General features: G+C 68.2%; 25 protein-coding genes and 1 pseudogene. 14 read left to right on the forward strand and 12 right to left on the reverse strand.

What is annotated here, in order from left to right; genetic code table 11:
* Positions 1-191 precede the first annotated feature (191 nt).
* Entirely contained in the window at positions 192-1,067 is an 876-nt protein-coding gene (mshB, locus tag ABQE44_RS03410) for an N-acetyl-1-D-myo-inositol-2-amino-2-deoxy-alpha-D-glucopyranoside deacetylase (protein ID WP_448393396.1), read from the forward strand.
* Positions 1,068-1,174: 107 nt separating this feature from the next.
* Positions 1,175-1,603: a hypothetical protein gene (locus ABQE44_RS03415; RefSeq protein WP_448393397.1), complete on the forward strand. Its 429-nt coding sequence runs from the start codon at positions 1,175-1,177 to the stop codon at positions 1,601-1,603.
* On the opposite strand, the gene ABQE44_RS03420 is transcribed toward ABQE44_RS03415, so the two are convergent.
* Positions 1,600-2,646, reverse strand: coding sequence for a hypothetical protein (locus ABQE44_RS03420; RefSeq protein WP_448428244.1), 1,047 nt, complete (start codon positions 2,644-2,646; stop codon positions 1,600-1,602). The genes ABQE44_RS03415 and ABQE44_RS03420 overlap by 4 nt on opposite strands.
* Before the next feature lie 191 nt (positions 2,647-2,837).
* Between ABQE44_RS03420 and ABQE44_RS03425 the strand changes: the two genes are divergently transcribed.
* Positions 2,838-5,417, forward strand: coding sequence for a bifunctional FO biosynthesis protein CofGH (locus ABQE44_RS03425; protein WP_448393399.1), 2,580 nt, complete (start codon positions 2,838-2,840; stop codon positions 5,415-5,417).
* 87 nt (positions 5,418-5,504) lie between these two features.
* On the opposite strand, the gene ABQE44_RS03430 is transcribed toward ABQE44_RS03425, so the two are convergent.
* The 3 genes and pseudogenes from ABQE44_RS03430 to ABQE44_RS03440 all read right to left on the reverse strand — a co-directional run bounded on the left by ABQE44_RS03430 (position 5,505) and on the right by ABQE44_RS03440 (position 6,868).
* Positions 5,505-6,116, reverse strand: coding sequence for a DUF1353 domain-containing protein (locus ABQE44_RS03430; RefSeq protein ID WP_448428246.1), 612 nt, complete (start codon positions 6,114-6,116; stop codon positions 5,505-5,507).
* 114 nt (positions 6,117-6,230) lie between these two features.
* A pseudogene (locus ABQE44_RS03435) lies at positions 6,231-6,317 on the reverse strand (hypothetical protein); the annotation flags it as partial.
* On the reverse strand, positions 6,314-6,868 hold the full coding sequence (locus tag ABQE44_RS03440) for a PadR family transcriptional regulator (protein ID WP_448393401.1): 555 nt from the start codon (positions 6,866-6,868) through the stop codon (positions 6,314-6,316). The pseudogene ABQE44_RS03435 and the gene ABQE44_RS03440, both read right to left, overlap by 4 nt.
* Before the next feature lie 212 nt (positions 6,869-7,080).
* Here ABQE44_RS03440 and fdxA point away from each other — a divergent pair, with 212 nt between their 5' ends.
* Both fdxA and dapC read left to right on the forward strand, forming a co-directional pair.
* Positions 7,081-7,404, forward strand: a complete 324-nt coding sequence (gene fdxA / locus ABQE44_RS03445; protein ID WP_069407480.1) for a ferredoxin — start codon at positions 7,081-7,083, stop codon at positions 7,402-7,404.
* A gap of 47 nt (positions 7,405-7,451) precedes the next feature.
* The gene (dapC, locus tag ABQE44_RS03450; protein WP_448428248.1) at positions 7,452-8,552 is read left to right on the forward strand and encodes a succinyldiaminopimelate transaminase; all 1,101 of its coding nucleotides are present in this window, start codon (positions 7,452-7,454) and stop codon (positions 8,550-8,552) included.
* A 20-nt stretch (positions 8,553-8,572) separates the two neighbouring features.
* On the opposite strand, the gene ABQE44_RS03455 is transcribed toward dapC, so the two are convergent.
* From ABQE44_RS03455 to ABQE44_RS03475, 5 genes are all read right to left on the reverse strand, one after another.
* Entirely contained in the window at positions 8,573-9,160 is a 588-nt protein-coding gene (locus ABQE44_RS03455; RefSeq protein ID WP_448428250.1) for an MPT63 family protein, read from the reverse strand.
* Positions 9,161-9,262: 102 nt separating this feature from the next.
* On the reverse strand, positions 9,263-9,415 hold the full coding sequence (locus ABQE44_RS03460) for a helix-turn-helix domain-containing protein (RefSeq protein ID WP_448428252.1): 153 nt from the start codon (positions 9,413-9,415) through the stop codon (positions 9,263-9,265).
* Positions 9,416-9,728: 313 nt separating this feature from the next.
* A complete protein-coding gene (locus ABQE44_RS03465) occupies positions 9,729-10,232 on the reverse strand; it encodes an Rv2253 family sensor-like surface protein (protein ID WP_448428254.1) in 504 nt (167 codons plus the stop codon).
* Positions 10,233-10,513: 281 nt separating this feature from the next.
* The gene (locus ABQE44_RS03470) at positions 10,514-10,891 is read right to left on the reverse strand and encodes a VOC family protein (protein WP_448393406.1); all 378 of its coding nucleotides are present in this window, start codon (positions 10,889-10,891) and stop codon (positions 10,514-10,516) included.
* 57 nt (positions 10,892-10,948) lie between these two features.
* A complete protein-coding gene (locus tag ABQE44_RS03475; protein ID WP_448393576.1) occupies positions 10,949-11,440 on the reverse strand; it encodes an NUDIX domain-containing protein in 492 nt (163 codons plus the stop codon).
* Between the two features lie 78 nt (positions 11,441-11,518).
* Here ABQE44_RS03475 and ABQE44_RS03480 point away from each other — a divergent pair, with 78 nt between their 5' ends.
* Genes ABQE44_RS03480 through ABQE44_RS03490 form a run of 3 tightly spaced genes read left to right on the forward strand, consistent with a single transcriptional unit; the run spans position 11,519 to position 13,867 of the window.
* Complete coding sequence (locus ABQE44_RS03480; protein WP_448428256.1) at positions 11,519-12,925, forward strand: acyl-CoA synthetase; 1,407 nt, start codon at positions 11,519-11,521, stop codon at positions 12,923-12,925.
* Positions 12,916-13,275 carry a VOC family protein gene (locus ABQE44_RS03485; protein WP_448428258.1) on the forward strand — a complete coding sequence of 120 codons (360 nt, stop codon included), beginning with the start codon at positions 12,916-12,918 and terminating at the stop codon, positions 13,273-13,275. The genes ABQE44_RS03480 and ABQE44_RS03485 overlap by 10 nt, the downstream gene beginning before the upstream one ends.
* A 58-nt stretch (positions 13,276-13,333) precedes the next feature.
* Positions 13,334-13,867: a M15 family metallopeptidase gene (locus tag ABQE44_RS03490; RefSeq protein WP_448428260.1), complete on the forward strand. Its 534-nt coding sequence runs from the start codon at positions 13,334-13,336 to the stop codon at positions 13,865-13,867.
* Between the two features lie 102 nt (positions 13,868-13,969).
* On the opposite strand, the gene dapD is transcribed toward ABQE44_RS03490, so the two are convergent.
* Positions 13,970-14,923 carry a 2,3,4,5-tetrahydropyridine-2,6-dicarboxylate N-succinyltransferase gene (gene dapD / locus ABQE44_RS03495; protein WP_448428262.1) on the reverse strand — a complete coding sequence of 318 codons (954 nt, stop codon included), beginning with the start codon at positions 14,921-14,923 and terminating at the stop codon, positions 13,970-13,972.
* A gap of 34 nt (positions 14,924-14,957) precedes the next feature.
* Between dapD and dapE the strand changes: the two genes are divergently transcribed.
* The 4 genes from dapE (at position 14,958) to ABQE44_RS03515 (ending at position 19,385) form a co-directional block, all read left to right on the forward strand.
* Positions 14,958-16,025 (forward strand): succinyl-diaminopimelate desuccinylase, encoded by a 1,068-nt coding sequence (gene dapE, locus ABQE44_RS03500; RefSeq protein ID WP_448428264.1) that lies wholly within the window; start codon positions 14,958-14,960, stop codon positions 16,023-16,025.
* Positions 16,026-16,106: 81 nt separating this feature from the next.
* Positions 16,107-17,714 carry an ABC-F family ATP-binding cassette domain-containing protein gene (locus ABQE44_RS03505; RefSeq protein WP_448428266.1) on the forward strand — a complete coding sequence of 536 codons (1,608 nt, stop codon included), beginning with the start codon at positions 16,107-16,109 and terminating at the stop codon, positions 17,712-17,714.
* Between the two features lie 66 nt (positions 17,715-17,780).
* On the forward strand, positions 17,781-18,893 hold the full coding sequence (locus tag ABQE44_RS03510; RefSeq protein ID WP_448428268.1) for a hypothetical protein: 1,113 nt from the start codon (positions 17,781-17,783) through the stop codon (positions 18,891-18,893).
* 15 nt (positions 18,894-18,908) lie between these two features.
* The gene (locus ABQE44_RS03515; protein ID WP_448428270.1) at positions 18,909-19,385 is read left to right on the forward strand and encodes a hypothetical protein; all 477 of its coding nucleotides are present in this window, start codon (positions 18,909-18,911) and stop codon (positions 19,383-19,385) included.
* Between the two features lie 34 nt (positions 19,386-19,419).
* Here ABQE44_RS03515 and ABQE44_RS03520 read toward each other — a convergent pair whose 3' ends face one another.
* Both ABQE44_RS03520 and ABQE44_RS03525 read right to left on the reverse strand, forming a co-directional pair.
* A complete protein-coding gene (locus ABQE44_RS03520) occupies positions 19,420-19,743 on the reverse strand; it encodes an ESX-1 secretion-associated protein (protein WP_448428272.1) in 324 nt (107 codons plus the stop codon).
* A 43-nt stretch (positions 19,744-19,786) separates the two neighbouring features.
* Positions 19,787-21,868 carry an ATP-binding protein gene (locus tag ABQE44_RS03525; RefSeq protein WP_448428274.1) on the reverse strand — a complete coding sequence of 694 codons (2,082 nt, stop codon included), beginning with the start codon at positions 21,866-21,868 and terminating at the stop codon, positions 19,787-19,789.
* 28 nt (positions 21,869-21,896) lie between these two features.
* Here ABQE44_RS03525 and ABQE44_RS03530 point away from each other — a divergent pair, with 28 nt between their 5' ends.
* Both ABQE44_RS03530 and fadD6 read left to right on the forward strand, forming a co-directional pair.
* Entirely contained in the window at positions 21,897-22,457 is a 561-nt protein-coding gene (locus ABQE44_RS03530; RefSeq protein ID WP_448393417.1) for a cytokinin riboside 5'-monophosphate phosphoribohydrolase, read from the forward strand.
* 57 nt (positions 22,458-22,514) lie between these two features.
* Positions 22,515-24,293 carry a long-chain-acyl-CoA synthetase FadD6 gene (fadD6, locus tag ABQE44_RS03535; RefSeq protein ID WP_448428276.1) on the forward strand — a complete coding sequence of 593 codons (1,779 nt, stop codon included), beginning with the start codon at positions 22,515-22,517 and terminating at the stop codon, positions 24,291-24,293.
* Positions 24,294-24,330: the final 37 nt, after the last annotated feature.

Consider the following 24,330-nt stretch of genomic DNA (forward strand, 5'->3'; position numbering starts at 1 on the left):
TTACAGCGCCCGCCACGTGGTGGAACCGCGCTCTGGGAGGTGTCAGACCGCTCGATCTGTCTCGGTCGACAATCGGCGCAATTTTGTATATCGCGCCGATGCGGTAGCTGGAAATCGAGCGCGAGGGTCGAAAGTGCCGATCCACCGATATGGCTGGCGGGTGCGCGCAGCCACCGGGCAAGCTGTTGCGAATGGAGACCCCGCGACTGCTCTTCGTCCACGCCCATCCCGACGACGAGACCATCGCCACCGGCGCGACGATCGCCCACTATGTCGCCCGGGGAGCGCAGGTGCGGGTGGTCACGTGCACGTTGGGTGAAGAGGGCGAAGTGATCGGCGAGCGGTGGGCGCAACTCGCCGTCGACGAAGCCGACCAACTCGGTGGCTTCCGCGTCGCCGAACTGACCGCCGCACTGCGCGCCTTGGGCCTCGATGAACCGGTCTATCTGGGTGGCGCTGGCCGGTGGCGCGACTCAGGCATGGCGGGGACACCGCCGCGGCACAGGCAGAGATTCATCGACGCCGACCCGCGTGAAACGGTCGGCGCGCTGGTGGCGCACATCCGCGAGCTGCGCCCGCACGTCGTCGTCACCTACGACCCGCAAGGCGGCTACGGGCATCCGGACCACATCCACACCCACGAGGTGACGATGGCCGCCGTCGCCGCCGCCGCCGGTTCCGAACATCCCGGCGAACCGTGGAGCGTGCCGAAGGTCTACTGGTCGGTCTTCGCGAGATCCGCGGTCGCCGAAGGGTTGGCGGCCCTGACCGACGTGCCGTCCGGATGGATCCGGGTGTCCGCCGACGACCTGGGGTTCGGCTTCGAAGACGACGCGATCGACGCGGTCATCGACGTCGAAGAGCAGCTGTCCGCCAAGACCGCGGCGCTGCGTGCCCACGCCACACAGGTCACTGTCGCGCTCGACGGACGGTCTTTCGCGCTGTCCAACAACATCGCGCTGCCGATCGGCGCGATCGAGCACTACGTCCTTGCGGCGGGCACCGCGGGACAGCGCGATGCTCGCGGCTGGGAGACCGATCTGCTTGCGGGGCTCAACCTGCAGTAGGCGAAGGGGTAAGCTGCCGACAACACCGGCGCGTGGAAGGGACGACAGATGGACCAGGACCTCGATCCCAACCTGCAGCACTGGCAGGACCGGTTCGACAACTTCCAGTGGGTGATCGGCTCCATGGTGTCGCTGCTCGACAGCATCCCGACCTGACCCCTCCGGCCACCACCACCGATCGTCTGCGCGTGGTGGTTCTGACGTTGCTTGCGCTCGACGGCGTGCTGTGCGCCATCGCCGCGGCGTTCCTCCTGCCATTGCGGATCGGCTCGGTGCCGTTTCCGATCAGCGCACTTCTCGCGGGCTTGGTCAACGCGGCGCTGGTGTGGGCGGCGCTGCACTGGACGTCGTCGCCCCGCATCGCCGCGCTGCCGCTGTGGACCTGGCTGGCCACGGTGGCCGTGATGTTCTTGGGTGGGCCGGGTGACGACGTCGTCTTCGGAGGTTCCGGGGTCATGGCGTACGCGGTGTTGCTGCTGCTCGTGCTCGGTGCGCTGCCGCCGGCCGCGGTGCTTTGGCGGTACGTGACGCCCTAGGCCTGACCACCATCCCCGTCGTCGCCTGCGTCGCCTGCGTCGCCTTCGTCACCGCTGTCGCCATCGGCCGCATCGACGCTGGGTGACTGCGTCACGGTGTCGCCGCTGTCGGTCGAGTACTCGGCCGCCTCGTCGGCGTCGTCGATCTCCGCTGCTTCCTCGACATTCTCGATCTCTTGGGCTTCGGTGACCTCGGTGGCGTCCTCGATGTCCTCGAGCTCGTCGACCTCGGTGGCCTCGGTGGCCTCGGTGGCCTCTTCGGTCTCTTCAACTTCCTCGGCCGGCCCCTCGGCCTCTTCGGTTACCTCGACCGGCTCCTCGGCCTCTTCGGCTTCGTCTGTTGATTCGGTGGTCTCGGGGGCCGATTCGGCGGGCTCTTCGGAGGCCTCTTCAGGCTCGGCTTCTTCGGGCACCGTTGTCTCCTCCTCGGTGGCCGCGAGCGACATCGCCGACATCGGCTCCTCGACCGCTGACTGCAGCGGCGGGATCGGCGGGAGCGGCGGGATGAGCCAACCGAAGAAGAAGTTGAACTCGGCGATCACGAAGTTCTGCAGCGAGTTCCACGTCACCGAGCCGAGCGTGGACAGCCCGTCGATGTAGCTGTCGAGGTTGAGTGGGTCGTCGACGACGGGCGCGACGAGATCCACCACAAAGCTGTTGGCGATCGGCCGGATCAGGGTGAAGTAGAAGATGTCGATCTGAGCGCTGATGTCGTAGCCGATCGGGATGAAGTAGCCGAACGGGATGAAGTCGGCGGCGTAGGCCGCGAGCTCGACCCAGTAGTCGATCCAGGGCAGCACCCTGTTCCAGGCGTTGATGATGGCGTCGCCGGTGGCGTTGAGCGTTACCGGGTCCGCGGTCGCCGTGACCGGTTGGACCGCCGCGAGCAGTTCGATGAACTCATCGGAGACCACCCGAACGGGGGCTGAGTGATAGCTGGTGCTGATATCGGGTGGCGGCGCCTGAACCGGGGCGATCGCGATGGCGGTGGCTCCGACGACGGAGATGCCCGACATCAGAACAGACTTGACGGATACGGCCATTCGAGGCTCCTCTGGTGCCTGCCACCGCGGTGGGTGGAACTTACGTTGCTGTCAATCTACGGGGATTATCGCGCAGATGGGGTGTACGCCACGGCGGACCGACCGGACTACTGTGGCCGGTATGCCAGGCGCAGTCGTTTCAATATGTGAGACAGGCGGATGATCGCCGCCGACGTCGGGGTTACACGAGAGTGGCTCTGAACCCGCAGCGCGGCGCCGACCTGCCCAATCCGTTGCTCCCACCGAAGTCCGACGTACCGAGTTCCGCCGCCCTGCGGCGTGTCCTGCGCCGTGCTCGCGACGGCGTGGCGCTCAACGTAGACGAAGCCGCGATTGCGATGACCGCGCGCGGCGACGACCTCGCCGACCTGTGCACCAGCGCGGCACGGGTGCGTGACGCGGGACTCGAGGCGGCCGGCCGACGCGGCCCCAACGGCCGCCTACCGGTCACCTATTCACCCAAGGTGTTCATCCCGGTCACCCATCTCTGCCGCGACACCTGCCACTACTGCACCTTCGTCACCGTTCCCGGCAAGCTGCGCGCGGCCGGGCTGGGCATGTACATGGAGCCCGACGAGATCCTCGACGTGGCGCGCCGCGGGGCCGAATTAGGTTGTAAGGAAGCGTTGTTCACGCTCGGCGACCGACCCGAGACGCGCTGGGACGAGGCAAAGCAATGGCTCGACGAACGCGGCTACGACTCCACGCTGGACTACGTGCGGGCGATGGCGATCCGGGTGCTGGAGGAGACCGGCCTGCTGCCGCATTTGAACCCCGGGGTGATGAGCTGGTCGGAGCTGTCGCGGCTCAAGCCGGTGGCCCCGTCGATGGGCATGATGCTGGAAACCACGTCGCGGCGACTGTTCGAGACCAAGGGCCTGGCGCACTACGGCAGCCCGGACAAGGACCCGCAGGTTCGCCTGCGCGTGCTGGCCGACGCGGGCCGGTTGTCCATCCCGTTCACCACCGGCCTGCTCGTCGGCATCGGCGAAAACCTGACCGAACGTGCCGAAACCATCCACGCGATCCGGCGCTCCCATAAGGAGTTCGGCCATGTGCAGGAAGTCATCGTGCAGAACTTCCGCGCCAAGGACCACACCGCGATGGCATCGTCGCCGGACGCTGCGTTCGACGACTTCATCGCGACCGTGGCGGTCACCCGGCTGGTGATGGGGCCCAAGATGCGGGTGCAGGCGCCGCCGAACCTGGTATCGCGCTCGGAGTGCCTGACGTTGGTCGGCGCGGGTGTCGACGACTGGGGCGGCGTGTCACCCCTGACGCCCGACCACGTCAACCCGGAGCGCCCGTGGCCGGGGTTAGACGAGTTGTCCTCGGTCACCGCCGAAGCCGGCTACGACCTGATGCAGCGGCTCACCGCCCAACCGCAGTACGTCCAGGCGGGCGCGGCGTGGATCGATCCGCGGGTGCGTGGCCACGTCGACGCGCTCGCCGATCCGGCGACCGGGTTGGCAGCCGATGTCAATCCCGTGGGGCAGCCGTGGCAGGAGCCCGACGAGGCATGGGAGTCCCTGGGCCGCACCGACCTTCATTCGGCCATCGATACCGCGGGACGGTTGACCGACACCCGCAGCGATCTTGGCAGCGCGTTCGGCGACTGGGAGTCGATCCGGGAGAAGGTGAACGAACTGGCCGCTCGGGCGCCCGAGCGCATTGACACCGACGTGCTGGCCGCGCTGCGCAAAGCCGAACAGGATCCGGCGGGCCTGTCCGACGACGAGTACCTGGCGCTCGCGGTGGCCGACGGACCGGCATTGGACGCTGTTGGGGCCCTGGCGGATTCGCTTCGTCGCGACACCGTCGGTGACGACGTGACCTTCGTCGTCAACCGCAACATCAATTTCACCAACATCTGCTACACCGGATGTCGGTTCTGCGCGTTCGCGCAGCGCAAGGGCGACGCCGATGCGTACTCGTTGTCTGTCGACGAGGTCGCCGACCGAGCGTGGGAGGCGCACGTGGCCGGCGCCACCGAGGTGTGCATGCAGGGCGGTATCGACCCCGAACTGCCGGTGACGGGCTACGCCGACCTGGTGCGCGCGGTCAAGGCGCGGGTTCCTTCCATACATGTGCACGCCTTCTCGCCGATGGAGATCGCCAACGGCGTTGCCCGCAGCGGGCTCTCGACGCAAGAGTGGCTGACGGCGTTGCGTGAGGCGGGTCTGGGGAGCATCCCGGGCACGGCGGCGGAGATTCTCGACGACGAGGTGCGCTGGGTCCTGACCAAGGGCAAGCTGCCGACGTCGATGTGGATCGAAATCGTCACCGCCGCCCACGAAGTCGGGTTGCCGTCGAGCTCGACGATGATGTACGGCCATGTCGACACCCCGCGGCACTGGGTCGGCCATCTGCGGGTGTTGCGCGAGATCCAGGACCGCACGGGCGGATTCACCGAGTTCGTTCCGCTGCCGTTCGTCCACCAGAGCTCGCCGCTGTATCTGGCCGGCGGTGCGCGGCCGGGGCCGACGCACCGCGACAACCGCGCGGTGCACGCGCTGGCGCGTATCATGTTGCACGGCAGGATCGCCAACATCCAGACCAGCTGGGTCAAGCTCGGCACCGAGCGCACGCAGGTGATGTTGCGTGGCGGCGCGAACGACCTCGGCGGGACACTGATGGAGGAGACCATTTCGCGGATGGCCGGTTCGGAGTTCGGCTCGGCCAAGACTGTCGAGGAACTGACGGCGATCGCCGAGGGTATCGGCCGCCGCGCTCGGCAGCGCTCCACGACATACGACCCGCTGGCGGCCTAGCCCGCACTTTTCGGTGCGCGAGCGTGCGTGTCTGCGCACCGCCACGCGGGCTCCGAGCCGCATTCCGTGCACCCTCGCGGAAAACGGTCAGGTTTTCAGCTGAATCCGCGGCCGTGCCTCGTCGGGAACCACGACTGCGATGAGCATCTCGAGAAACCAGAACACGAACGTCGAGGCGAGGATCGCGACGGCCGGTAGCAAAACGATGGGCAGCGCAACGAACACTAACAGCATCAGCGCGCCCAGCACATCCTTTTGCCATCCGGCGCCGCCCCTACCCTGCACAATCGCTGCCATCCGCACCGCGGCCCACATGACCCAGCGCCGCAGCAGGCTCACGCCGTCGCGTTGCATCTGGCGGCGGAACCGGTAATCGGCTTGGCGGCGGTCGCAACCGGTGCGCTCCGGGTAGCGCCACAGATAATCGTGCAGCACGGCCGCCCGTGCATAGCGGCCGGCGCGCGGGATGAACCACGACACCACACCCGGGACCGACACCAGATCGGTGGCGAAATCTCTGGGTACTTGGAAGGTTTCGTTGAACTCATCGAAGATCAGCGGCTGGGTGGTCCGCCACTCGTCCCAGGCGCTTTCCTTGAAGACCTTCTTCGCCGCGCGCAAGCTGTCCAACTCGTCGGCGGTGAGCTGGCGGACATGCACGACGGCGTTCCGGTGGATGGGTGCACAGCGCTGCGTCATTCTGCAGGTATAGCAAGGCTGTCGCCGCAATACCGCGATTTCGAAACCAGGGTTGTGGTCGCCGTGAAATCACAACCCTGCGGCAGTTCGCGGACGCTACAGCCAGGGCGCCGGGCCGGTGTGCATAGCTCCCATCATGACGCGGTTGCGCAGCGTGGTGAACCCAAGAGCCAACGGCGACAACAAGTTCGGATAGCTCATGTGGCCTCCAACGCCGCAGCAACTTCGTCGAGCCAGCCGATCGCGCCTTCCTCGGCGCGGATACGGCCGCGCAACACCAGATACTGGTGCAGTGCACCGCCTTTGAGGTTCACCGGGTTGGGAAACTGTCGCTTCTGGTAACCCCGGTAGGTGTTGAGCAGGTCGACTCGTTCGGCACGCAGCGCGATCACCTGGGCGTGCAGCGCGGTGACGTCGCCGTAGGTTGCGCCACGGACCTTCACGGCCAGCTCGCGCGTGCGGTTGTCGGCCACCGTGTTGCCCCGGCCGGACAACGGTTCGGCGATCCATCGCGCCAGCTCGGCGTGCCCGGCGTCGGAGACCGTGTAGACCTTCTTGTCCGGTCGGCCCTGCTGGACAACCGGCGTCGCATGGACCCAGCCGTCGTCTTCCATGGTGCGCAGCGTCCGGTAGATCTGCTGGTGCGATGCGGCCCAGAAGTAACCGATGGACCGGTCGAACCGACGGGCAAGCTCATAGCCGGAACCGGGCTGTTCGCTCAGCGCCACCAGGATGGCGTGGGGTAACGCCACGTCGGCAGCATAGAACCTGCGGCAGACATATGCAATTTGTTGCAGTGCACTGAGGCGCATAGGGGAGTCGCGGTAGGCGGCCTGTATGTGCAACGTTTAGTATCAGTAACCACGCGCCACCCTTAGCCGAGGGCGAGCGCGGACATAAGGCACACTGAGACCACCGTCCAAGAACGAACAGCCCCGCTGGACAGGAGATCGAGGAGCAACCTGTGACGTACACGATTGCCGAACCCTGCGTCGACGTCAAAGACAAGGCGTGTATCGAGGAGTGCCCTGTCGACTGCATCTACGAGGGTGCACGCATGCTGTACATCCATCCGGACGAATGCGTCGACTGCGGCGCATGCGAGCCGGTCTGCCCGGTCGAGGCCATCTACTACGAAGACGATGTGCCCGACCAGTGGAGCGAGTACACCCAGATCAACGCCGACTTCTTCGTCGAGCTGGGATCGCCGGGCGGCGCGTCCAAGGTCGGCATGACCGAGAACGACCCGCAGGTCGTCAAGGACCTGCCGCCCCAGGGCGAGGACTGATAACGGTTCGTCAGCGGGGCGGGCACATGTCCGTGGAGCAGCGCGCGGTGCGAAATCTCCGCTCGGCGTCGCTGCCGGTGTTCCCGTGGGACACCCTGGCCGACGTCACCGCGCTGGCCCGCTCGCACCCTGACGGCATCGTCGACCTGTCGGTCGGTACCCCGATCGACCCGGTGGCGCCGGTGATCCGCGAGGCGTTGGCGGCCGCCAGCGCCTCGCCGGGTTATCCGACGACCGCCGGCACGTCGGCGTTGCGGGAATCGGCCGTCGCGGCGTTGGCCCGTCGCTACGGGGTCACCGGGCTGTCGGAGGCGGCGGTGTTGCCGGTGATCGGCACCAAGGAGCTGATCGCCTGGCTGCCGACGCTGCTGGGGCTGGGGTATGAGGACACCGTCGTGGTGCCCGAATTGGCCTACCCCACTTACGATGTGGGCGCGCGGCTGGCCAGAGCGCAGGTGCTGCGGGCGGACTCGCTGACCCAGCTCGGCCCGCAGCGGCCCGCGCTGGTGTACATCAACTCACCGAGCAACCCGACGGGCAAGGTGCTGGGCGTCGACCATCTGCGCAAGGTCGTCGGCTGGGCGCGAGAGCGCGGCGTGTTGATCGCGTCCGACGAGTGCTATCTGGGGTTGGGCTGGGACGCCGAACCGCTGTCGGTGCTGCATCCGTCGGTCAGCGAGGGTGACCACACCGGGCTGTTGGCGGTGCACTCGCTGTCCAAGTCGTCGTCGCTTGCGGGGTACCGGGCCGGTTTCGTGGCCGGCGATGCGGCGCTGGTGGCGGAGTTGTTGGCGGTGCGCAAGCACGCCGGAATGATGGTGCCGACGCCGGTGCAGTCCGCGATGGTCGCCGCGCTCGACGACGACGAGCACGAGCACGAACAGCGTGCCCGCTACGCGCGGCGACGCGATGTGCTGCTGCCGGCGCTGCGCGCGGCCGGGTTTACCGTCGACGACTCGGAGGCGGGGTTGTATCTGTGGGCCACGCGCGGCCAGCCGTGCCGAGACACCGTCGCATGGCTGGCAGGGCGTGGCATCCTGGTGGCGCCGGGTGAGTTCTACGGTCCGCGCGGGTCACACCACGTGCGCGTCGCGTTAACCGCACCCGACGAGCGCATCAACGCTGCCGCACAGCGACTCTCGGCCTGAACCACAACCACGACCGTCTACTACTGCTCTTCGGTGATCTCCTCTTCCACGATCACCTCGGTCTCGGTCTCGGTCTCGGTCTCGGTCTCTTCGATGATGACCTCGTCGACGACCTCTTCTGGTGCAGCCGTAGCACCAGTCCAGACCAACAGGTCTTGGCCGCCGGCGTTGTAGATGACGCTGTTTGGAACCGGGCCGGTGACGTCGAAGAACAGTTCGCCCTCCGATGATGCGCCCTCGGTGAGGGTGGCGGGGTTGACGCCCTCCGGTGTCGGCACGGTGAAGATCGCGCGATACGTCTCGCCGTTGGCCGCGCGGGCGTTGAAGTTGGAGATGATCGGCGTGACTGTGCCCCTGACCGCTGTGACGGTGGCGTCGGCCTCATACAGCGTACCGACCGGCTGGTAGCCCGGCAGAACGTCGTCGCTCGGCTCCAGTTCTTCAACCGTCCAACCGGTGACGACAACACCGCTGGCGTCGATGAGTTCTTGAGCCGCGCCGAAGGACGCGGTGGTGGGGTAGCTGTCGGCGGCAGCCATGGGCGCCATGGCGATTCCAAGCGTCGCGATACCCGCGACGGCCATGGGTGTCATGATGCTGGTTTTCATGTGTGCTCCCAAATCGGTCGAAGGATGCTGACGAGAACGCGGCCGCCCCAATTGCACTCACGGCCGCCTCCTTTGCAAGCTTAGTATCCACGATCGGCGTCGTCAGGAGGTAGCTCGCAGATTCAGCGACAACAGCAGTTGCACATCGGGATCCGGCAGTGACGTGGACAGCAACTGTTCGGCACGGCGCACCCGGCGACGAAACGTGTTGGGACGGATCTGCAATCGCTCGCTCGGCCGCCGCGACGATGTCACCGCTTTCTACCTGCGGTGCCTGAAGATACCGATGGCCTGCGATGGCTATCCCTTGGGCGCCACACACGACCGCGGGACCGTGCACGTGGTATCTGGAATCGCGGTCCAAAACGACAGGCGAACAACGGTTTCGAATACCAGATGCTCTGAGGCATTCGCGACAACGAACAGCAGCGGCATACCGACGACGGCAACCGTGTCCGCAGCTACGTGCCGGTTAGACACCCAGCGTTATGCCTACTTTCTGCGCCGACCGGCCGAACGCCCGGCCCCACCTCGCGTTCTTCCCACGTGCGTTGGTCGAACGCGGACGCTAGAGGGCGTACGCGGCGACCGGCATGGTGACGGTGCCGCGGCACGGGCCGGAAAGGATCTCGGTGCGCCACGTTCCGAACATCGACCCGTCGACATCAGGAGCGTAGAAAACCCGTGACTGCGCCGGCGCGTACTGCGTGGGCAACCCGTCACCGCGGAAGCATTCCCACTGCCAGTTGTACGAATACTGCCACCGCGACCCGTCCCAGGTGTACCGGACAGGTTGCGGGATGGTCGGATTGCTCGGTGCGGGCCCGTCCACGACAGTGGCCACGCACAGCCCGCTCGAACAGTCGGTGGACAGCACATACTGGGCGCCGAAGTCCGGCTCGGCCTGAGCTGCGGCCACACTGGTGCCCATCTTCTCGGACGCGAAGGTGACGATCTGATAGCGCCCGTTCCATTGCGCGTCTGCCGCCGCAGCGGTCGGGACCGCCGAAACCCCTATCCCGGTCGCACAGACAAGACCGAGCAGCACGCTGGTCACGGGACGGGCAGACATGCCCGCCAGCCTATTTGGCACGCTCGCCAAGACGCGCCAGGACACGGTTTGCCGAAGGCTACGACGGGGTCACAGATTCGTATCGGCGAACAAGCGATGCACGTGCGTCACGACCACAACGCCCAGCGCGCCTGCGCAATCCGATCGTCAGCCGCAACCGAACCAGAATCAGCCCTGAGATTATGCGGGTTTGCCGCAACGCAGCAGCGCCCGCGCAGCGCCGAACTCGAGTGCCGATCGCCGCTTCGGCACACATCGGCCCGACAGCGGCCACCGGACACTCATTCGGGCCGAGGAGAGAAGATCCGGAAGGTGTTGTCTTCGGTGTCGCGAAAGACGACCCAATCCAGACCGTCGTCATGGTGATCGCTGACTCGGAGCGCGCCGAGCGATTCCACCCGGTCGGCATGGTGCGACCAAGACGGTCCGCCGTCGAAGTCGATCATCAGCCGATTCTGCCCGCTGGGTAGCTGCGCATCGGATCGGCGCTCGAACATCCACGTCACACCGCCGTCGTTGAGGCCTATGGTCGCGAAGTCCGCAGAAGCGCCGTCGTCCACCGGCCGGTTGAGCACCTTGGCCCAGAACCCCGCGAGCGTCGCGGCGTCGCGGCAAGCGAACGAATACATACCGATCCGCATCGTGCCGATTCCCGTCATGCTGCCTCCAGTTGTCGTGTGCACGTCCAGGAGGTAGACCGCGGTACGGGCGGAAAGTCACCGCATCGGCAAATGCTCGGCGAGCAACAGCAGCGCCCACGCCGCAACCGACTGGGCGTCGGTGATCTCGCCGTCGCGGATCATCCGTGCCACCTCCGCGCGGGCGAACCACTCGCTGTGCATGTCCTGTTCTTCATGCTCGCGTTCATGCTCGCCCTCGGTGATGCCCGTGGCGAGAAAGACCCAGCCGCGCTGGCTGCTCATCCCCGGGGCGACGTCGAGCTGACCGAGCACCCGCATATCGGAGGCCCGCAACCCGGTTTCCTGGCGCAGCTCGAGCGCGGCGAGGTCCGCAGGCGCCATCTCGTCGGCGCCCGGCGCGGTGCCCTGCGGAAATTCCCAGCGCCGTAGCCCGATCGGATAGCGGAACTGTTCCACGAGATGGAAACGGTCGCCGTCACACGCCATCACCAGCGCATACGACGGCTTGTCGACCACGGCGTAGACGCCGTCGCTGCCGTCCGGGTGGCGGATCGCGTCCTCGCGCATCGTCAACCAGTTGTTGCGGTACACCTCGCGCGACGCGATGGTCTGGATGGAGTTCACGCGCCCAGTATCCTCACGCACGTGTTGCTTGCCTCGCTGAACCCCGCGGCCGTCGCCGGCGGCGCCGATATCGGCGACGCGGTCCGCATCGACGGAGCCGTGCTGAGCCGCAGCGATCTGGTCGGCGCGGCCACCTCGGTGGCCGAACGGGTCGCGGGGGCAAGCTGCGTCGCGGTGCTGGCCACCCCGACCGCGTCCACGGTGCTGGCAATCACGGGCTGCCTGATCGCCGGCGTGCCCGTCGTTCCGGTACCCGCCGACGTCGGCGCCACCGAACGCAGGCACATCGTCACCGATTCAGGTGCGCAAGCCTGGCTGGGCGAGAAGCCGGCAGACGACCACGGCCTACAACACGTGCCGGTGCGGCTGCACGCGCGGTCGCGGCACCGCTACGTCGAACCGCCCGCCGATGCGCCCGCGCTGATCATCTACACATCGGGCACGACTGGCGCGCCCAAGGGTGTGATTCTGGGCCGACGCGCCGTCGCGGCCGACATCGACGCGCTCGCCGAGGCTTGGCAATGGACCCCTGATGACACGCTGGTGCACGGACTGCCCCTGTATCACGTGCACGGCCTGGTGCTGGGGCTACTCGGCTCGCTGCGCATCGGTAACCGGTTCGTACACACCGGAAAACCGGAACCGGCGGCCTATGCCGCCGCCGGTGGTTCGGTGTACTTCGGGGTGCCCACGGTATGGTCGCGGGTGGCCTCCGACCGCGCCGCGGCGCGCGCATTGGCGTCGGCTCGACTGCTGGTGTCGGGCAGCGCGCCCCTACCGGTTCCGGTGTTCGACAAGCTGGCCGGCGTCACCGGGCACCGGCCGATCGAGCGGTACGGCGCCACCGAGTCCCTGATCACGTTGAGCACCCGGGCCGACGGCGAGCGCCGGCCCGGCTGGGTGGGCCCGCCGCTGGCGGGGATCGAGACCCGACTGGTCGACGAGCACGGTGCCGATGTGCCTCACGACGGCGAAACCATTGGGCGACTGCGGGTTCGGGGCCCAACCCTGTTCGACGGGTACCTCAACAGACCGGAGGCCACCGCCGAGGTGCTCGACGACGACGGCTGGTACCGGACCGGTGACGTCGCGGTGATCGACGGTGACGGGATGCACCGCATCGTGGGCCGCGAATCCGTGGACCTGATCAAGACTGGTGGGTTCCGGGTCGGCGCAGGCGAAGTCGAGACGGTGTTGCTTGGGCATCCCGGGGTTCGGGAGGCCGCCGTTGTCGGCGTCCCCGACGACGACCTGGGCCAGCGCATCGTCGCGTTTGTCGTCGGCGACGCCGACCCGTCGACGCTGATCAATTTTGTGGCGCATGAACTCTCGGCGCATAAGCGGCCGCGTGAGGTGCGGCTGGTCGATGCGCTGCCGCGCAACCCCATGGGAAAGGTGCTCAAAAAGGAGTTGGCACAATGGGACTGAGGTTCGACGAGATTTGCATCGACGCACACGACGCGACGATGCTGGGCTCCTGGTGGGCGCAGGTGTTGGGCTGGCAGAAGCACGTCGACGACGACGGCGACGTCGTGCTGCACGCCCCGCCGGGCGCGGGACCGAACTGGCTGTTCCTGTCGGTGCTCGACGCCAAGGTGGTCAAGAACCGCATCCACTTCGATTTCCGGCCCGACGATCAGCAGGCCGAGGTGCAGCGCGTGATCGGGATGGGTGCCCGGCATGTCGACGTCGGGCAGCGCGACGCCAGCTGGGTGGTGCTCGCCGATCCGGAGGGCAACGAATTCTGCATCCTTCCCTCCGCGAGCGTGCGTGGCTGAGGGCGACTCGCCGACCAAAGTCCGGAGTTTGCGCACGCTCGTGACCCTGGCAGCCGCGGTGGCATTCTCATTGTGCGCGTGCGGGACCGCGCCGCCACCGCCGAAACCGGAGCGCACAGTTCCCGTCGAGCCGCTGAGTATCGGCGCCGCGGCCACCGACACGGTGGGCGGCTGGCTGCCCGCGGGTAGGACACTGTCCGCGTTCGACGTATCCAACCCGATCGTGGGGTGGCTCGACCCGTTGCTGCTCAAGGCGGTTCAAGATGCCGCCCGGGCCGCCGCGGCCGACGGCATCGACATGCGGATCACCTCCGGCTGGCGGACATTGGGCTTTCAACGGCGGTTGTTCGACATTGGCGTGCAGAAGTACGGGAGCGTTGAGGCCGCCCGGGAGTTCGTCGCCGCGCCGGAGGCGTCTAAGCATGTCACCGGTGAAGCCGTCGACATCTCACCCGTGCAGGCCGACATGTGGTTGATTCGCAACGGGTCTCGGTACGGGCTGTGTCAGATCTACGCCAACGAGATCTGGCATTTCGAGCTCGCGGTGGTCGACGGGCGCTGCCCGCCGTTGAAGCCCAACGCGGCGAGCTGAGGCTGGCGAGCGTGCGTAAACTTCGGGTTTTCGACGGCGTGTCGTCCTCAAACACGCCCGCTCGCGGCAAAGGGTAGCTCGCGCCCTAGTGAGCCAAACGGGCTAGTTCTGGTGCAGCGCTTCGTTGAGCGTGATACCGCTGCCGTCGCGCTTGACCACCTCCACCGCGCCGGTCACCGAATTGCGCCGGAACAAAAGGTTGTTGGCGCCCGAGAGTTCCCGCGCCTTGACGGTCTGGCCGTCGCCGGTCTGCACCTTGGTGCCCGCGGTGACATAGAGACCCGCCTCGACCACACAGTCGTCACCCAACGAAATGCCAAGGCCAGCATTGGCGCCGAGCAGGCAGCGCTTGCCCACCGAGATCACTTCGGTGCCACCGCCCGATAGCGTGCCCATAATCGACGCGCCGCCGCCCACGTCGGAGCCGTCGTCGACGACCACACCCGCCGAGATCCGGCCCTCCACCATCGAACTGCCCAGCGTCCCCGCGTTGAAGTTGACGAACCCCTCATGCATGACGGTGGTGCCCGACGCGAGGTGGGCGCCCAGCCGCACCCGGTCGGCGTCGGCCACCCGCACCCCCGCGGGCAGCACGTAGTCGACCATCCGCGGGAATTTGTCGACGCCGTAGACGGTGACCGGGCCGCGGCGGCGCAGCCGGGCGCGCACCATCTCGAACCCCTCCACCGCGCACGGGCCGTGGTTGGTCCACACGACGTTCGTCAACAAGCCGAAAAAGCCGTCGGCGTTGAGCCCGTGCGGGGCGACCAACCGGTGCGACAGCAGGTGCAGCCGCAGGTACACGTCGTACGCATCGGCCGCCTTGTCCTCCAGCGACGCGCTGACGGTGCGCACCGCGACCATCTCCACGCCACGGTCGTCGTCGCGGCCGGTGAGCTCACCCAGTTCCGCGGGCACCTCGGCCGTCGAGAGCCGGGTGGTGCCGGAGGAGCCGGAGGGGCCGTCCCCGCTGAGTTCGGGGGCCGGAAACCAGGTGTCGAGGACGGATCCGTCGGCGGCGATGGTCGCAAGGCCGACGCCAGAAGCAGAAGTCACGTCGCATGAGGCTACTCGACTAACCTCGGACGGTGTGGGCCTGGACTTGCACGCTGATCCGGTCGCGTTGACCGCGGCGCTGGTGGACATCCCCAGCGAGTCCCGCAACGAGCAGCGCATCGCCGACGAGATCGAGACCGCGCTGCGCGAGCAGACCAGCGGCTTCGAGATCATCCGCAGCGGCGACGCGGTGCTGGCCCGCACCCACCGCGGCCTGCCGTCGCGCGTGCTGCTGGCCGGCCACACCGACACCGTGCCGATAGCGGACAACGTGCCCGGCCGGCTCGAGGGCCCGTATCTCTACGGGTGCGGCACCTCCGACATGAAATCCGGGGACGCGGTCTTTCTGCACCTGGCCGCGACGGTCGCCGAACCGCAACACGACATCACCCTGGTGATGTATGACTGCGAGGAAATCGAAGCGAGCGCAAACGGTTTGGGCCGCATCGAGCGTGAACTGCCCGACTGGCTGGCGGCCGACGTCGCGATCCTCGGCGAACCGTCCGGCGGGTACATCGAGGCGGGCTGTCAGGGCACGCTGCGCGTGATCGTCACCGCCTCGGGAACCCGTGCCCACTCCGCGCGATCCTGGCTGGGCGACAACGCGATTCACAAACTCGGCGACGTGCTGGCGCGGCTCAAGGACTATCAGGCCCGCAGCGTCGACATCGACGGCTGCGTCTACCGCGAGGGGCTCTCCGCGGTCGGCGTCGACGGCGGAATCGCGGGCAACGTCATCCCAGACTCGGCATCGGTGACGGTGAATTTCCGCTTCGCACCCGACCGCAGCCCGCAACAGGCGCTGCACCACGTGCACGAGGTGCTCGACGGCCTCGACGTGCAGATCGAGCTCACCGACTCGGCGGCGGGTGCGTTGCCGGGGCTGACCAAGCCGGCCGCCGCGGCGCTGGTGGCCGCCGCAGGCGGACAGGTGCGGGCCAAGTACGGCTGGACCGACGTCGCACGCTTCGCCGCGCTGGGCATCCCGGCGCTCAACTACGGCCCCGGCGACCCGAATCTCGCGCACCGCGCCGACGAGCGGGTGGAGACCGCGGCCATCACCGCCGTTACCGACATGCTGCGGCGGTATTTAACCGGTTGACCGGATCCGTACGCTGAAAGCATGCGGTAAGACGACGACTCCGGTGTCCTAGTCGTTTTTCGTTATCGAGAGCTCTCTCGCATGTCTTCCATCGTCTGCTCGAATCTGTCGTTCGCCTGGCCGGACGACACCGCTTTCTTGGAGAACCTGTCGGTCAGCGTCGGGCCCGGCCGCACCGGGCTGGTCGCGCCCAACGGTGCCGGCAAGAGCACACTGCTCAAGCTCATTGCCGGCGAGTACCGGCCCACGACGGGATCGGTGGCCGTCGACGGCACGCTCGGCTACCTGCCGCAGACGCTGCCGTTCGTCGCCGAGCGCACCGTGGCCGAGGTGCTCGGCGTCGCCCCCGTCATCGCCGCGCTGAACGCCCTGGCCGACGGTGACGCCGGCGACGACGTGTTCGCCGCGATCGGTGACGACTGGGACGTCGAACAGCGCTGCCGGGCCGAACTCGACCGGCTGGGATTGGGGCACATCGCGCTGGACCGCGCACTCGGTTCATTGTCCGGCGGCGAGGTCGTCTCGCTCGGGTTGGCCGCCCAGCTACTGCAGCGCCCCGACGTGCTGCTGCTCGACGAGCCGACCAACAACCTCGACGCCGACGCGCGCCACAAGCTCTACGACGCCGTCGAGGATTTCACCGGGTGCCTACTGCTGGTCAGCCACGACCGGGTGCTGCTGGACCGAATGGACCGTATCGCCGAGCTGCACCGCGGCGAAATCCTGTGGTACGGCGGCAATTTCACGATGTACACCGAGACCGTGGCCGAGGCGCAGCGCGTCGCCGAGAACAACCTGAGCCACGCCGAACAACAACTCAAACGCGAAAAGCGCGACATGCAGCTGGCGCGCGAACGTGCCGCGCGGCGGGCCAATACCGCCGCGCGCAACCTCAAAGACGCCGGGCTGCCGAAGATCGTGGCAGGCGCGATGAAGCGCAGGGCCCAGGAATCGGCGGGCCGCGCCGACGACGTGCATGCCGCCCGAGTCGGTGACGCCAGGGCGCGCCTCAACGACGCCCAGCGCCGCCTGCGCGACGACGACGCCATCGTGCTCGACCTGCCGCAGACCGACGTGCCCGCCGGTCGCACACTGCTGCGGCTCGAGGACGTCGCGGCCCGACGTGGCGCGCGCACCCTGTTCACCGGCGTCGACCTGAGCGTGCGCGGACCCGAACGCATCGCGCTCACCGGCCCCAACGGCGTCGGCAAATCCACCCTGTTGCGGATCGTCGACGGCACGCAGGCGCCCGCCGCCGGCACCGTGGGGCGCACCGACGGACGGGTGGCCTACCTGTCACAGCGGCTCGATCTGCTGGACCCGCGGCGTTCGGTCGCCGAGAACCTCGACGTGTTCGCGCCAGGCCTCTCCGAGACCCGGCGGCGGCATCTGCTCGCGCAGTTCCTGTTCGGCGGCGGCCGGATCCACCTGCCGGTCGGCGCGCTCTCCGGTGGCGAGCGGCTGCGCGCCACGCTGGCCTGCGTGCTCTTCGGCGAACCCGCACCCCACCTGCTGCTGCTCGACGAGCCGACCAACAACCTGGACCTGGCCAGCGTGGCGCAACTTCAGTCCGCGCTCAACGCCTACCGCGGCGCGTTTCTCGTCGTCAGCCACGACGACCGGTTTCTCGACGAAATCGGCGTTCAGCGCAGGCTCCGGCTATCTGACGGGCGCCTGCAGACGGCATAGTCGGCCCTGATCGGCGCCGATTTAAGCGGTCCGGTAGCTACCGCAGGCACGGTAAATTCGACCGTTATGGGGATCATGCCCGACGTCAGCCCGTACGGGTCGCAGACGGTGACGGGCCCGGGCTGGCCGAACGTCGACGAAGAGGTTCTGGCTGCGGCCGCCGCGGCGTATGAAACGTTCGCAGCCAAGGTGACCGGCACCGTGGTGCCGCAGCAGCAGGGCCAGTTGATGCAGCTGTCGGACACCTGGGAAGGGGCCGGATCGGTCGCCGCGGCCGGGGAGGCCAGCACGATCATCGGCGGCCACGAAACCAACGCCGCACAGGCCGCCGCGATCGCGGCCAAGCTGCGCGCGATGGAGGCCACCGTCGTCAAGACGAAGATGCTGGCCAACACCATCGCCCAAGAGGTCCAGCACGAGTGCGAGGCCATCGCGGCGATGCCGTTCGGCAACGCCCAGCAGCTGGTGCAGAGCCGCATCAAGATGGGCCTGTCGCAGAACATCGCCAACGTGACGACGAATACGACCGAGCTGGCCAACACGCTCGGGGTGCCGCCGAGCATCCCGTTCGTCGGCGCCCCGCCGGTGCCCGGCACCAAAGAAGCCCAGGACAGCGGGGAACAAGCCGCGCAGAGTCCGCAGCAGGCCATGCAGATGGCCACCCAGATGGGCTCGATGGCCACCCAGATGCCCATGCAGATCGGCCAGGCGCTGATGGCCGTACCGCAGCAGATGGGCCAACAGCTCTCGCAACCGTTGCAGCAGCTGACGTCGCTGTTCGGCCAGGGCGGCAAGGCCGACGCGCTGGGCTCGGCGGGCCTGCCGTTCTCGTCGTTCTCCAACCATCCGCTGGCCGGTGGCTCGGGCGCGGGTGGAGGTTCGGGCATGGTGCGCGCCGCGGGCCTGCCGGGCGCTGGCGGGATCCCGCTGCAGACCCCGCAGATGGCGAACCTGGTGGGCAGCAAGCCGGTGAGCTCCGCCCCCGCCGAGGGCGCGGCGGCCGGGTCCGCGGTGGCGGGCGGCGTCGCGCCGGCGGCCGCCGGGGTAGGCGGCGGCATGGGCGGGATGGCGCCGATGATGGGCCAGCGCGGCACCAGCGGCGGCACCGTGGCCGGGATCTCGGTGCCGGCGCCGCTTGAACACGACCTCGACGAAGACGATGTCGACGACGACTGGTGAGGCAGGAGATACGCAATGTCTAGTCCGCTGAGAAAGCCCGAGGCCATCGGCTGGAACGCGGCTGCGGTCGAATTACCGCAGATACCAACGATTCCGGCGGGCCAGGACGCGATGAGCTCGACCATCTCGGCCGTGCTGCCGACGCTGGGCGCGCAGCTGGCCGCCAACGTGGCGGCGCTGTCGGCCAAGGAGAACACCTTTTCCGGCAAGGTCGGCGCCGCGCAGGCGGCATACGCGAGTTCCGACGACGCCGGTTCGCAGTCGGTGGGTCAAATCGTCGGGATGCTGGGCCAACTCGGCCAGCAGGGCATGCAGGTCGGCCAGGGCGGTCGCGGCGCCAGCGCCGCAGCAGACTCAGCGCAGGAACGCGAACCGCTGCAGCGCGCGGATGAGGACCGCGCGGAACCGGGCGAGCGCCCAACCGAATCGGCCCCGGTGGCACCGCCGCAGCAGCCGGAAACCGGCGACGACGACGTCGCGCGCAGGGTGTAACGCGTCGGGCGTGGCCAGCCCTCAGCGCAAAATTTCAGTCAGTCGAGGGCTCCGCCGCGGCCCGCACCCGTTCGGCGCCCGTGCGGTCGCCCTGCTCATACATCTGGGCGGCCTTCTGCAGAAGTTCGGCGATGGTGCTACCCGAGGTGGCGGTGGTCTGCATGGTGCCGTGGCGGGTGCCCAGCACCCCCGCCAGCGCGGTGCTCACCGCGGACGCGATGGCCCCGTGGCTGGTCTGCACACCGGTCGCGTCGGTCGCGCCCGGGCCCATCAACTGTGACAACCCGCCCACGACCCGCTCGTGGATCTGCGCGCAGGACCGCACACCGTCGGTTTGTACGTACAGGTTGGCGCTCATGACCAGAGTCTAAAGCTGCGACTACAGCGGTCGAGACACCAATTCAGCCGCTCTGCGCCGACGCGTCCTCGGCGGCCCGCATCATCCCGATCGCGGCGTAACGCTGCGCGACGTCGGCCAGCGCGTTCGCGTCCCGATCCACCAGCGCGTGGGCGTGCGCCAGCGCCACCTGGCCCACCGCGCACTCGCATTCGGCGCCGACGCGGGCGAGCCCGTCGACCGCGCGGATATCGCCGAGCCGCACCGCGTCCAGCAGCGCGCGCAGCGCCACCGCCGACTGCCCGCCCCGCTCGGCGCTGCGCACCGCATCGCGCGCGGCGTCGACCGCAGCGTGCCGGTTACGGCGCGCAGACATCGTCCACGCCCGCGCCAGCGCGAGCTCGGGGGCAAACAGCATGGACTTCAAACCGTGCCGGGATTCCGCGCGCGACAACGCTTTGCCGGCCTCGACCGTGGCGCCCAGCTGGCCCAGCGCCTGTGCCAGCAGCATCCACGCCAACGGGCCCCACGAATAGCCGGTCGGGGCCAGCGCGGCCGCCGCCGGCCGCAACAGCGCCACGGCCTGCTCCAGCTCACCCTTGGCGATCAGCACGTCGGCGACCAGCACCTCACCGATCGCGCGGCCGGGCTGCTGCAGCTGCGCGAAATCGGCGAGCCGCCGGCCCAACGCCTGCGCCTCGTCCAGCTCCCCGCCCATCACCAGCGCCGTGGTCTGGCCGAAGCCGCTGGTGAACCGCAGCAGGCCGGGATGCCCGGCGGCGATCGCGCGCTCGGCCAGCGCGTCGACCTCGCCGAAACGTCCCATTCGCGCAGCGCTCAACGCCGCGGCCGCCGCCGCCCAACCGACCGCGGTGTCGTCGGCCGCAGGGGACGTCAGAACATCGTCGGCGATCTGCTTGGCCCGCGCGGGGTTGCCCGCGTTCATCGCGAACGTCGCCGACAACGCGTCCAGCGTCGTCTGCGCCGTCGGCGAGGCGACGCGGTTGCGCGTCGCCCGCAGGAACGCCGTCGCCCGCTCCGGTTCGGACAGCATCCAGAACTGGTTGGCCGCCCGCGGCAACGCCCACGCCATCAACTCGGTCTCCGACAGCGCCGACGGATCCACCGCGTCGAGCACCGCGTCGGCGTCGCGGCCCCTGCCCTGCCACGCCAGCGCGTACCCCAGCGTCAGCCGCGTGCGCAGCTGGGGTGCCCGCTGCAACGCCACCCGGCCGAGCCGCTCGGCGAGCACCAAATCGCCGAGCCGCAATGCTTCCTCGGCCGCGGCGGCCACCTCGTCCGGTGGCTGCGGGCTGTCGCAGTCCAGCGCCAACACGGCGCGCCGCAACCGGGCGACCACCCCGTCGACGGGCGCGGCGGCCAACCGGTCGACCACCTCGGTGCGTAACCTGCGCAGCTCGGGCCCGCCCAACGCGTCACGCACCGCGTCGACGAACAACGGATGCGCCGGACGCGCCCACCCCGCGTCGACCACGACCGCGGCGCAGGACTGCGCCTCGGCCAGTGCGTCGCCGCCCAGCAGCTCCGCGAGCGAGCGTTGCGGCAGCGGGTCGTCGACGGCCAGGAACTGCAACGCCCGTCGTCCCGCATCCGGAAGCGAGCGCACGAAGTCACCGATCACGGCGGCCAGCCGGTTGTCGTCGTGCCCTGGGGGCTGCAGGTCGACGCGCTCGAGCAACCCGTCCTCCCACAGCGTCGAGATCTCCTCGGCGACAACACCGTTGGGCGCGACCGTCACGATCAGCTTCGCGGTCCCGGCGACGGCCAACTGGTAGATCAACGCCGCGGACAGCCGGTCCAACAGATGCGCGTCATCGACCACCAGCAGCCGACCATCACCCAGCGTCTCGCGCGCGGTGCGCAGCACCTCCGCGGTCTTGCCCGCGTCGGGGATATCGATCAGGTGGCCGACGGCGGCGAACGGCACCGCGGCCATCGGCGTCGTCGCGGTCACCCAGTCGACGCGGTCGAACCGAGAGCCCAACCGCTGCACGGCCGCACGGGCCACCGTCGTCTTGCCCACGCCTGCCGGGCCGATCAACACCGCACCGGCGTGCCCGGAAACGCCGGTGTCGACGGCATCCAGCACGGGCTCGGGCGGTGCGGTGACCCACTCAACTGGCACGGCCGGATCATATGGTCAGCTTGTCCGCATGTCCGCAGAACCCGACCGCGAATGGGCGGTGTGTGTCTACTGCGCCGCAGGACCGACGCATCCAGAACTACTCGAGCTGGCCGCGCGTGTCGGCGAAGCGATCGCCATGCGCGGGTGGGCCCTGGTGTCCGGCGGCGGAAACGTCTCGGCGATGGGCGCGCTGGCCAACGGCGCCAGGGCGCGCGGTGGGCGCACCGTCGGTGTCATCCCCAAGGCGCTGGTCCATCGCGAGGTCGCCGACGTCGACGCCGACGAGCTCGTCGTCACCGACACGATGCGGGAGCGCAAATCGGTCATGGAGGATCGCGCCGATGCGTTCATCGCGCTGCCCGGCGGCATCGGCACGCTCGAGGAGTTCTTCGCTGCCTGGACTGCCGGATATTTGGGTATGCATGAAAAACCGGTGGTGATGCTAGATCCCGTCGGACATTACGACGGCTTGATCGCGTGGCTGCACGGCTTGGTCGAGAGCGGGTATGTCGCCCAGGAGGCCATGGACCGGCTGGTGCTCGTCGACGACGTCGAGGTGGCGATGGAAGCCTGCGCACCCCGCGAGTGAAGTTGAGCACCGGTAATTAGGGTGAGGCGCACATGGAGCAGTTGAGGGGAGCCGAGCATGACTGAGGACACGTCAGGGACCCGGACCAACGTCGGGCTGCTGGATGTTGCCGGCAAGTTGCCGGGCCTGCTTCTCGATGTGCCGACCATCCTTCGCGGCGTGGTCACCGGGTTCGGCGCCCGCCCGTCGGCCAAGACATCCATCGGCAAGGTGTTCCAGGACCGCGCGGCCAAGTACGGCGACAAGGTGTTCATCAAGTTCGCCGACGAGCAGATCAGCTATCGCCAGGCCAACGAGGCCGCCAACCGCTATGCGGCGGTGCTGGCGGCCCGCGGGGTCGGCCACGGCGACGTCGTCGGGATCATGTTGCGCAACTCGCCGGACGCGGTGCTGATCATGCTGGCGGCTGTCAAGTGCGGCGCGATCGCGGGGATGGTCAACTACAACCAGCGCGGCGAGGTGCTCAAGCACAGCTTCGGGTTGCTGGGCGCCAAGGTCGTCGTCGCCGAGACCGGCTTCGTCGACCCGATCACCGAAAGCGGCGCCGACACCAGCGGGCTGATGACCGACGATGAGCTCAAGCGCCTTGCCACCACCGCGCCGACAACCAACCCGCCGACCACCGCGGCCGTGCTAGCAAAGGACAAGGCGTTCTACATCTTCACCTCGGGCACCACCGGCATGCCCAAGGCCAGCGTGATGACGCACTATCGGTGGTTGCGCGCGCTGGCCGGGTTCGGCGCGCTCGGCATGCGGCTCACCGGCCGCGACACCCTGTACTGCTGCCTGCCGCTGTACCACAACAACGCGCTGACCGTGGCGTTGTCGTCGGTGCTCAGTACCGGTGCCACGCTGGCGCTGGGCCGCTCGTTTTCGGCCTCGAAGTTCTGGGACGAGGTGATCCGCTACGACGCCACCGCGTTCGTCTACATCGGCGAGATCTGCACGTACCTGCTCAACCAGCCGCCCCGCGCGGCGGACCGTCAGCACAAGGTTCGGGTGATCTGCGGCAACGGATTGCGCCCGGCGATCTGGGACCAGTTCACCGAGCGGTTCGGCATTGAGCGGATCTGCGAGTTCTACGCGGCCAGCGAGGGCAACACCGCATTCGTCAACGTGTTCAACATCGACAAGACCACCGGCATCTGTCCGTCACCGGTGGCGTTCGTCGAGTACGACGCCGACACCGGTGAGCCCGTGCGGGGCGCCGACGGCCGGGTTCGCAAGGTGCGCAAGGGTGAGCCGGGCCTGTTGCTATCCAAGGTCAGCAGCTTCCAGCCGTTCGACGGCTACACCGACAAAGGGGCCACCGAAAAGAAGTTGGTGCGCAACGCTTTTCGGGACAACGACGTGTGGTTCAACACCGGCGACCTGATGCGCTCGCAGGGCTTCGGCCACGCGGCGTTCATCGACCGGCTCGGCGACACGTTCCGGTGGAAGGGCGAGAACGTGGCCACCACCGAAGTGGAGGCGGCGATCTCCGCCGACCCGCAGGTCGAAGAAGCGACGGTGTTCGGCGTCGAGGTGCCCGGTGCCGGCGGCCGGGCCGGGATGGCCGCGATCCAGTTAAAGGACGGCGCGGAGTTCGACGGCAAGGCGCTGGCCAAAGCCGCCCATGAGCAGCTGCCAGGCTATGCGGTTCCGCTGTTCGTGCGGGTGGTCTCCGAACTCTCCCACACCTCGACGTTCAAGGCGCAGAAAGTCGACCTGCGCAAGGAGGGTTACGGCGGCGACGTCGACGACGCCATCTACGTACTGGCCGGCCGCGACGAGGGCTACATCGAGTTCTACGACGAGTACCCCGACGAGGTGAAGGCCGGCAAGCGCCCCATGTAGTGGTGATTACGGTGCGCAAACCATCGCGTAGCGCAAG

It is taken from the genome of Mycolicibacterium sp. XJ2546 (assembly GCF_053483195.1).

Bases quoted from the DNA above. Each gene is read 5' to 3' on its own strand.
- mshB (WP_448393396.1), top strand. From the start codon at position 192: ATGGAGACCCCGCGACTGCTCTTCGTCCACGCCCATCCCGACGACGAG.
- ABQE44_RS03420 (WP_448428244.1), bottom strand. From the start codon at position 2,646: ATGGCCGTATCCGTCAAGTCTGTTCTGATGTCGGGCATCTCCGTCGTC.
- ABQE44_RS03430 (WP_448428246.1), bottom strand. From the start codon at position 6,116: ATGACGCAGCGCTGTGCACCCATCCACCGGAACGCCGTCGTGCATGTC.
- ABQE44_RS03455 (WP_448428250.1), bottom strand. From the start codon at position 9,160: ATGAAAACCAGCATCATGACACCCATGGCCGTCGCGGGTATCGCGACG.
- ABQE44_RS03465 (WP_448428254.1), bottom strand. From the start codon at position 10,232: ATGTCTGCCCGTCCCGTGACCAGCGTGCTGCTCGGTCTTGTCTGTGCG.
- ABQE44_RS03470 (WP_448393406.1), bottom strand. From the start codon at position 10,891: ATGACGGGAATCGGCACGATGCGGATCGGTATGTATTCGTTCGCTTGC.
- ABQE44_RS03475 (WP_448393576.1), bottom strand. From the start codon at position 11,440: ATGCGCGAGGACGCGATCCGCCACCCGGACGGCAGCGACGGCGTCTAC.
- ABQE44_RS03485 (WP_448428258.1), top strand. From the start codon at position 12,916: ATGGGACTGAGGTTCGACGAGATTTGCATCGACGCACACGACGCGACG.
- ABQE44_RS03505 (WP_448428266.1), top strand. From the start codon at position 16,107: ATGTCTTCCATCGTCTGCTCGAATCTGTCGTTCGCCTGGCCGGACGAC.
- ABQE44_RS03510 (WP_448428268.1), top strand. From the start codon at position 17,781: ATGGGGATCATGCCCGACGTCAGCCCGTACGGGTCGCAGACGGTGACG.
- ABQE44_RS03515 (WP_448428270.1), top strand. From the start codon at position 18,909: ATGTCTAGTCCGCTGAGAAAGCCCGAGGCCATCGGCTGGAACGCGGCT.
- ABQE44_RS03520 (WP_448428272.1), bottom strand. From the start codon at position 19,743: ATGAGCGCCAACCTGTACGTACAAACCGACGGTGTGCGGTCCTGCGCG.
- ABQE44_RS03530 (WP_448393417.1), top strand. From the start codon at position 21,897: ATGTCCGCAGAACCCGACCGCGAATGGGCGGTGTGTGTCTACTGCGCC.
- fadD6 (WP_448428276.1), top strand. From the start codon at position 22,515: ATGACTGAGGACACGTCAGGGACCCGGACCAACGTCGGGCTGCTGGAT.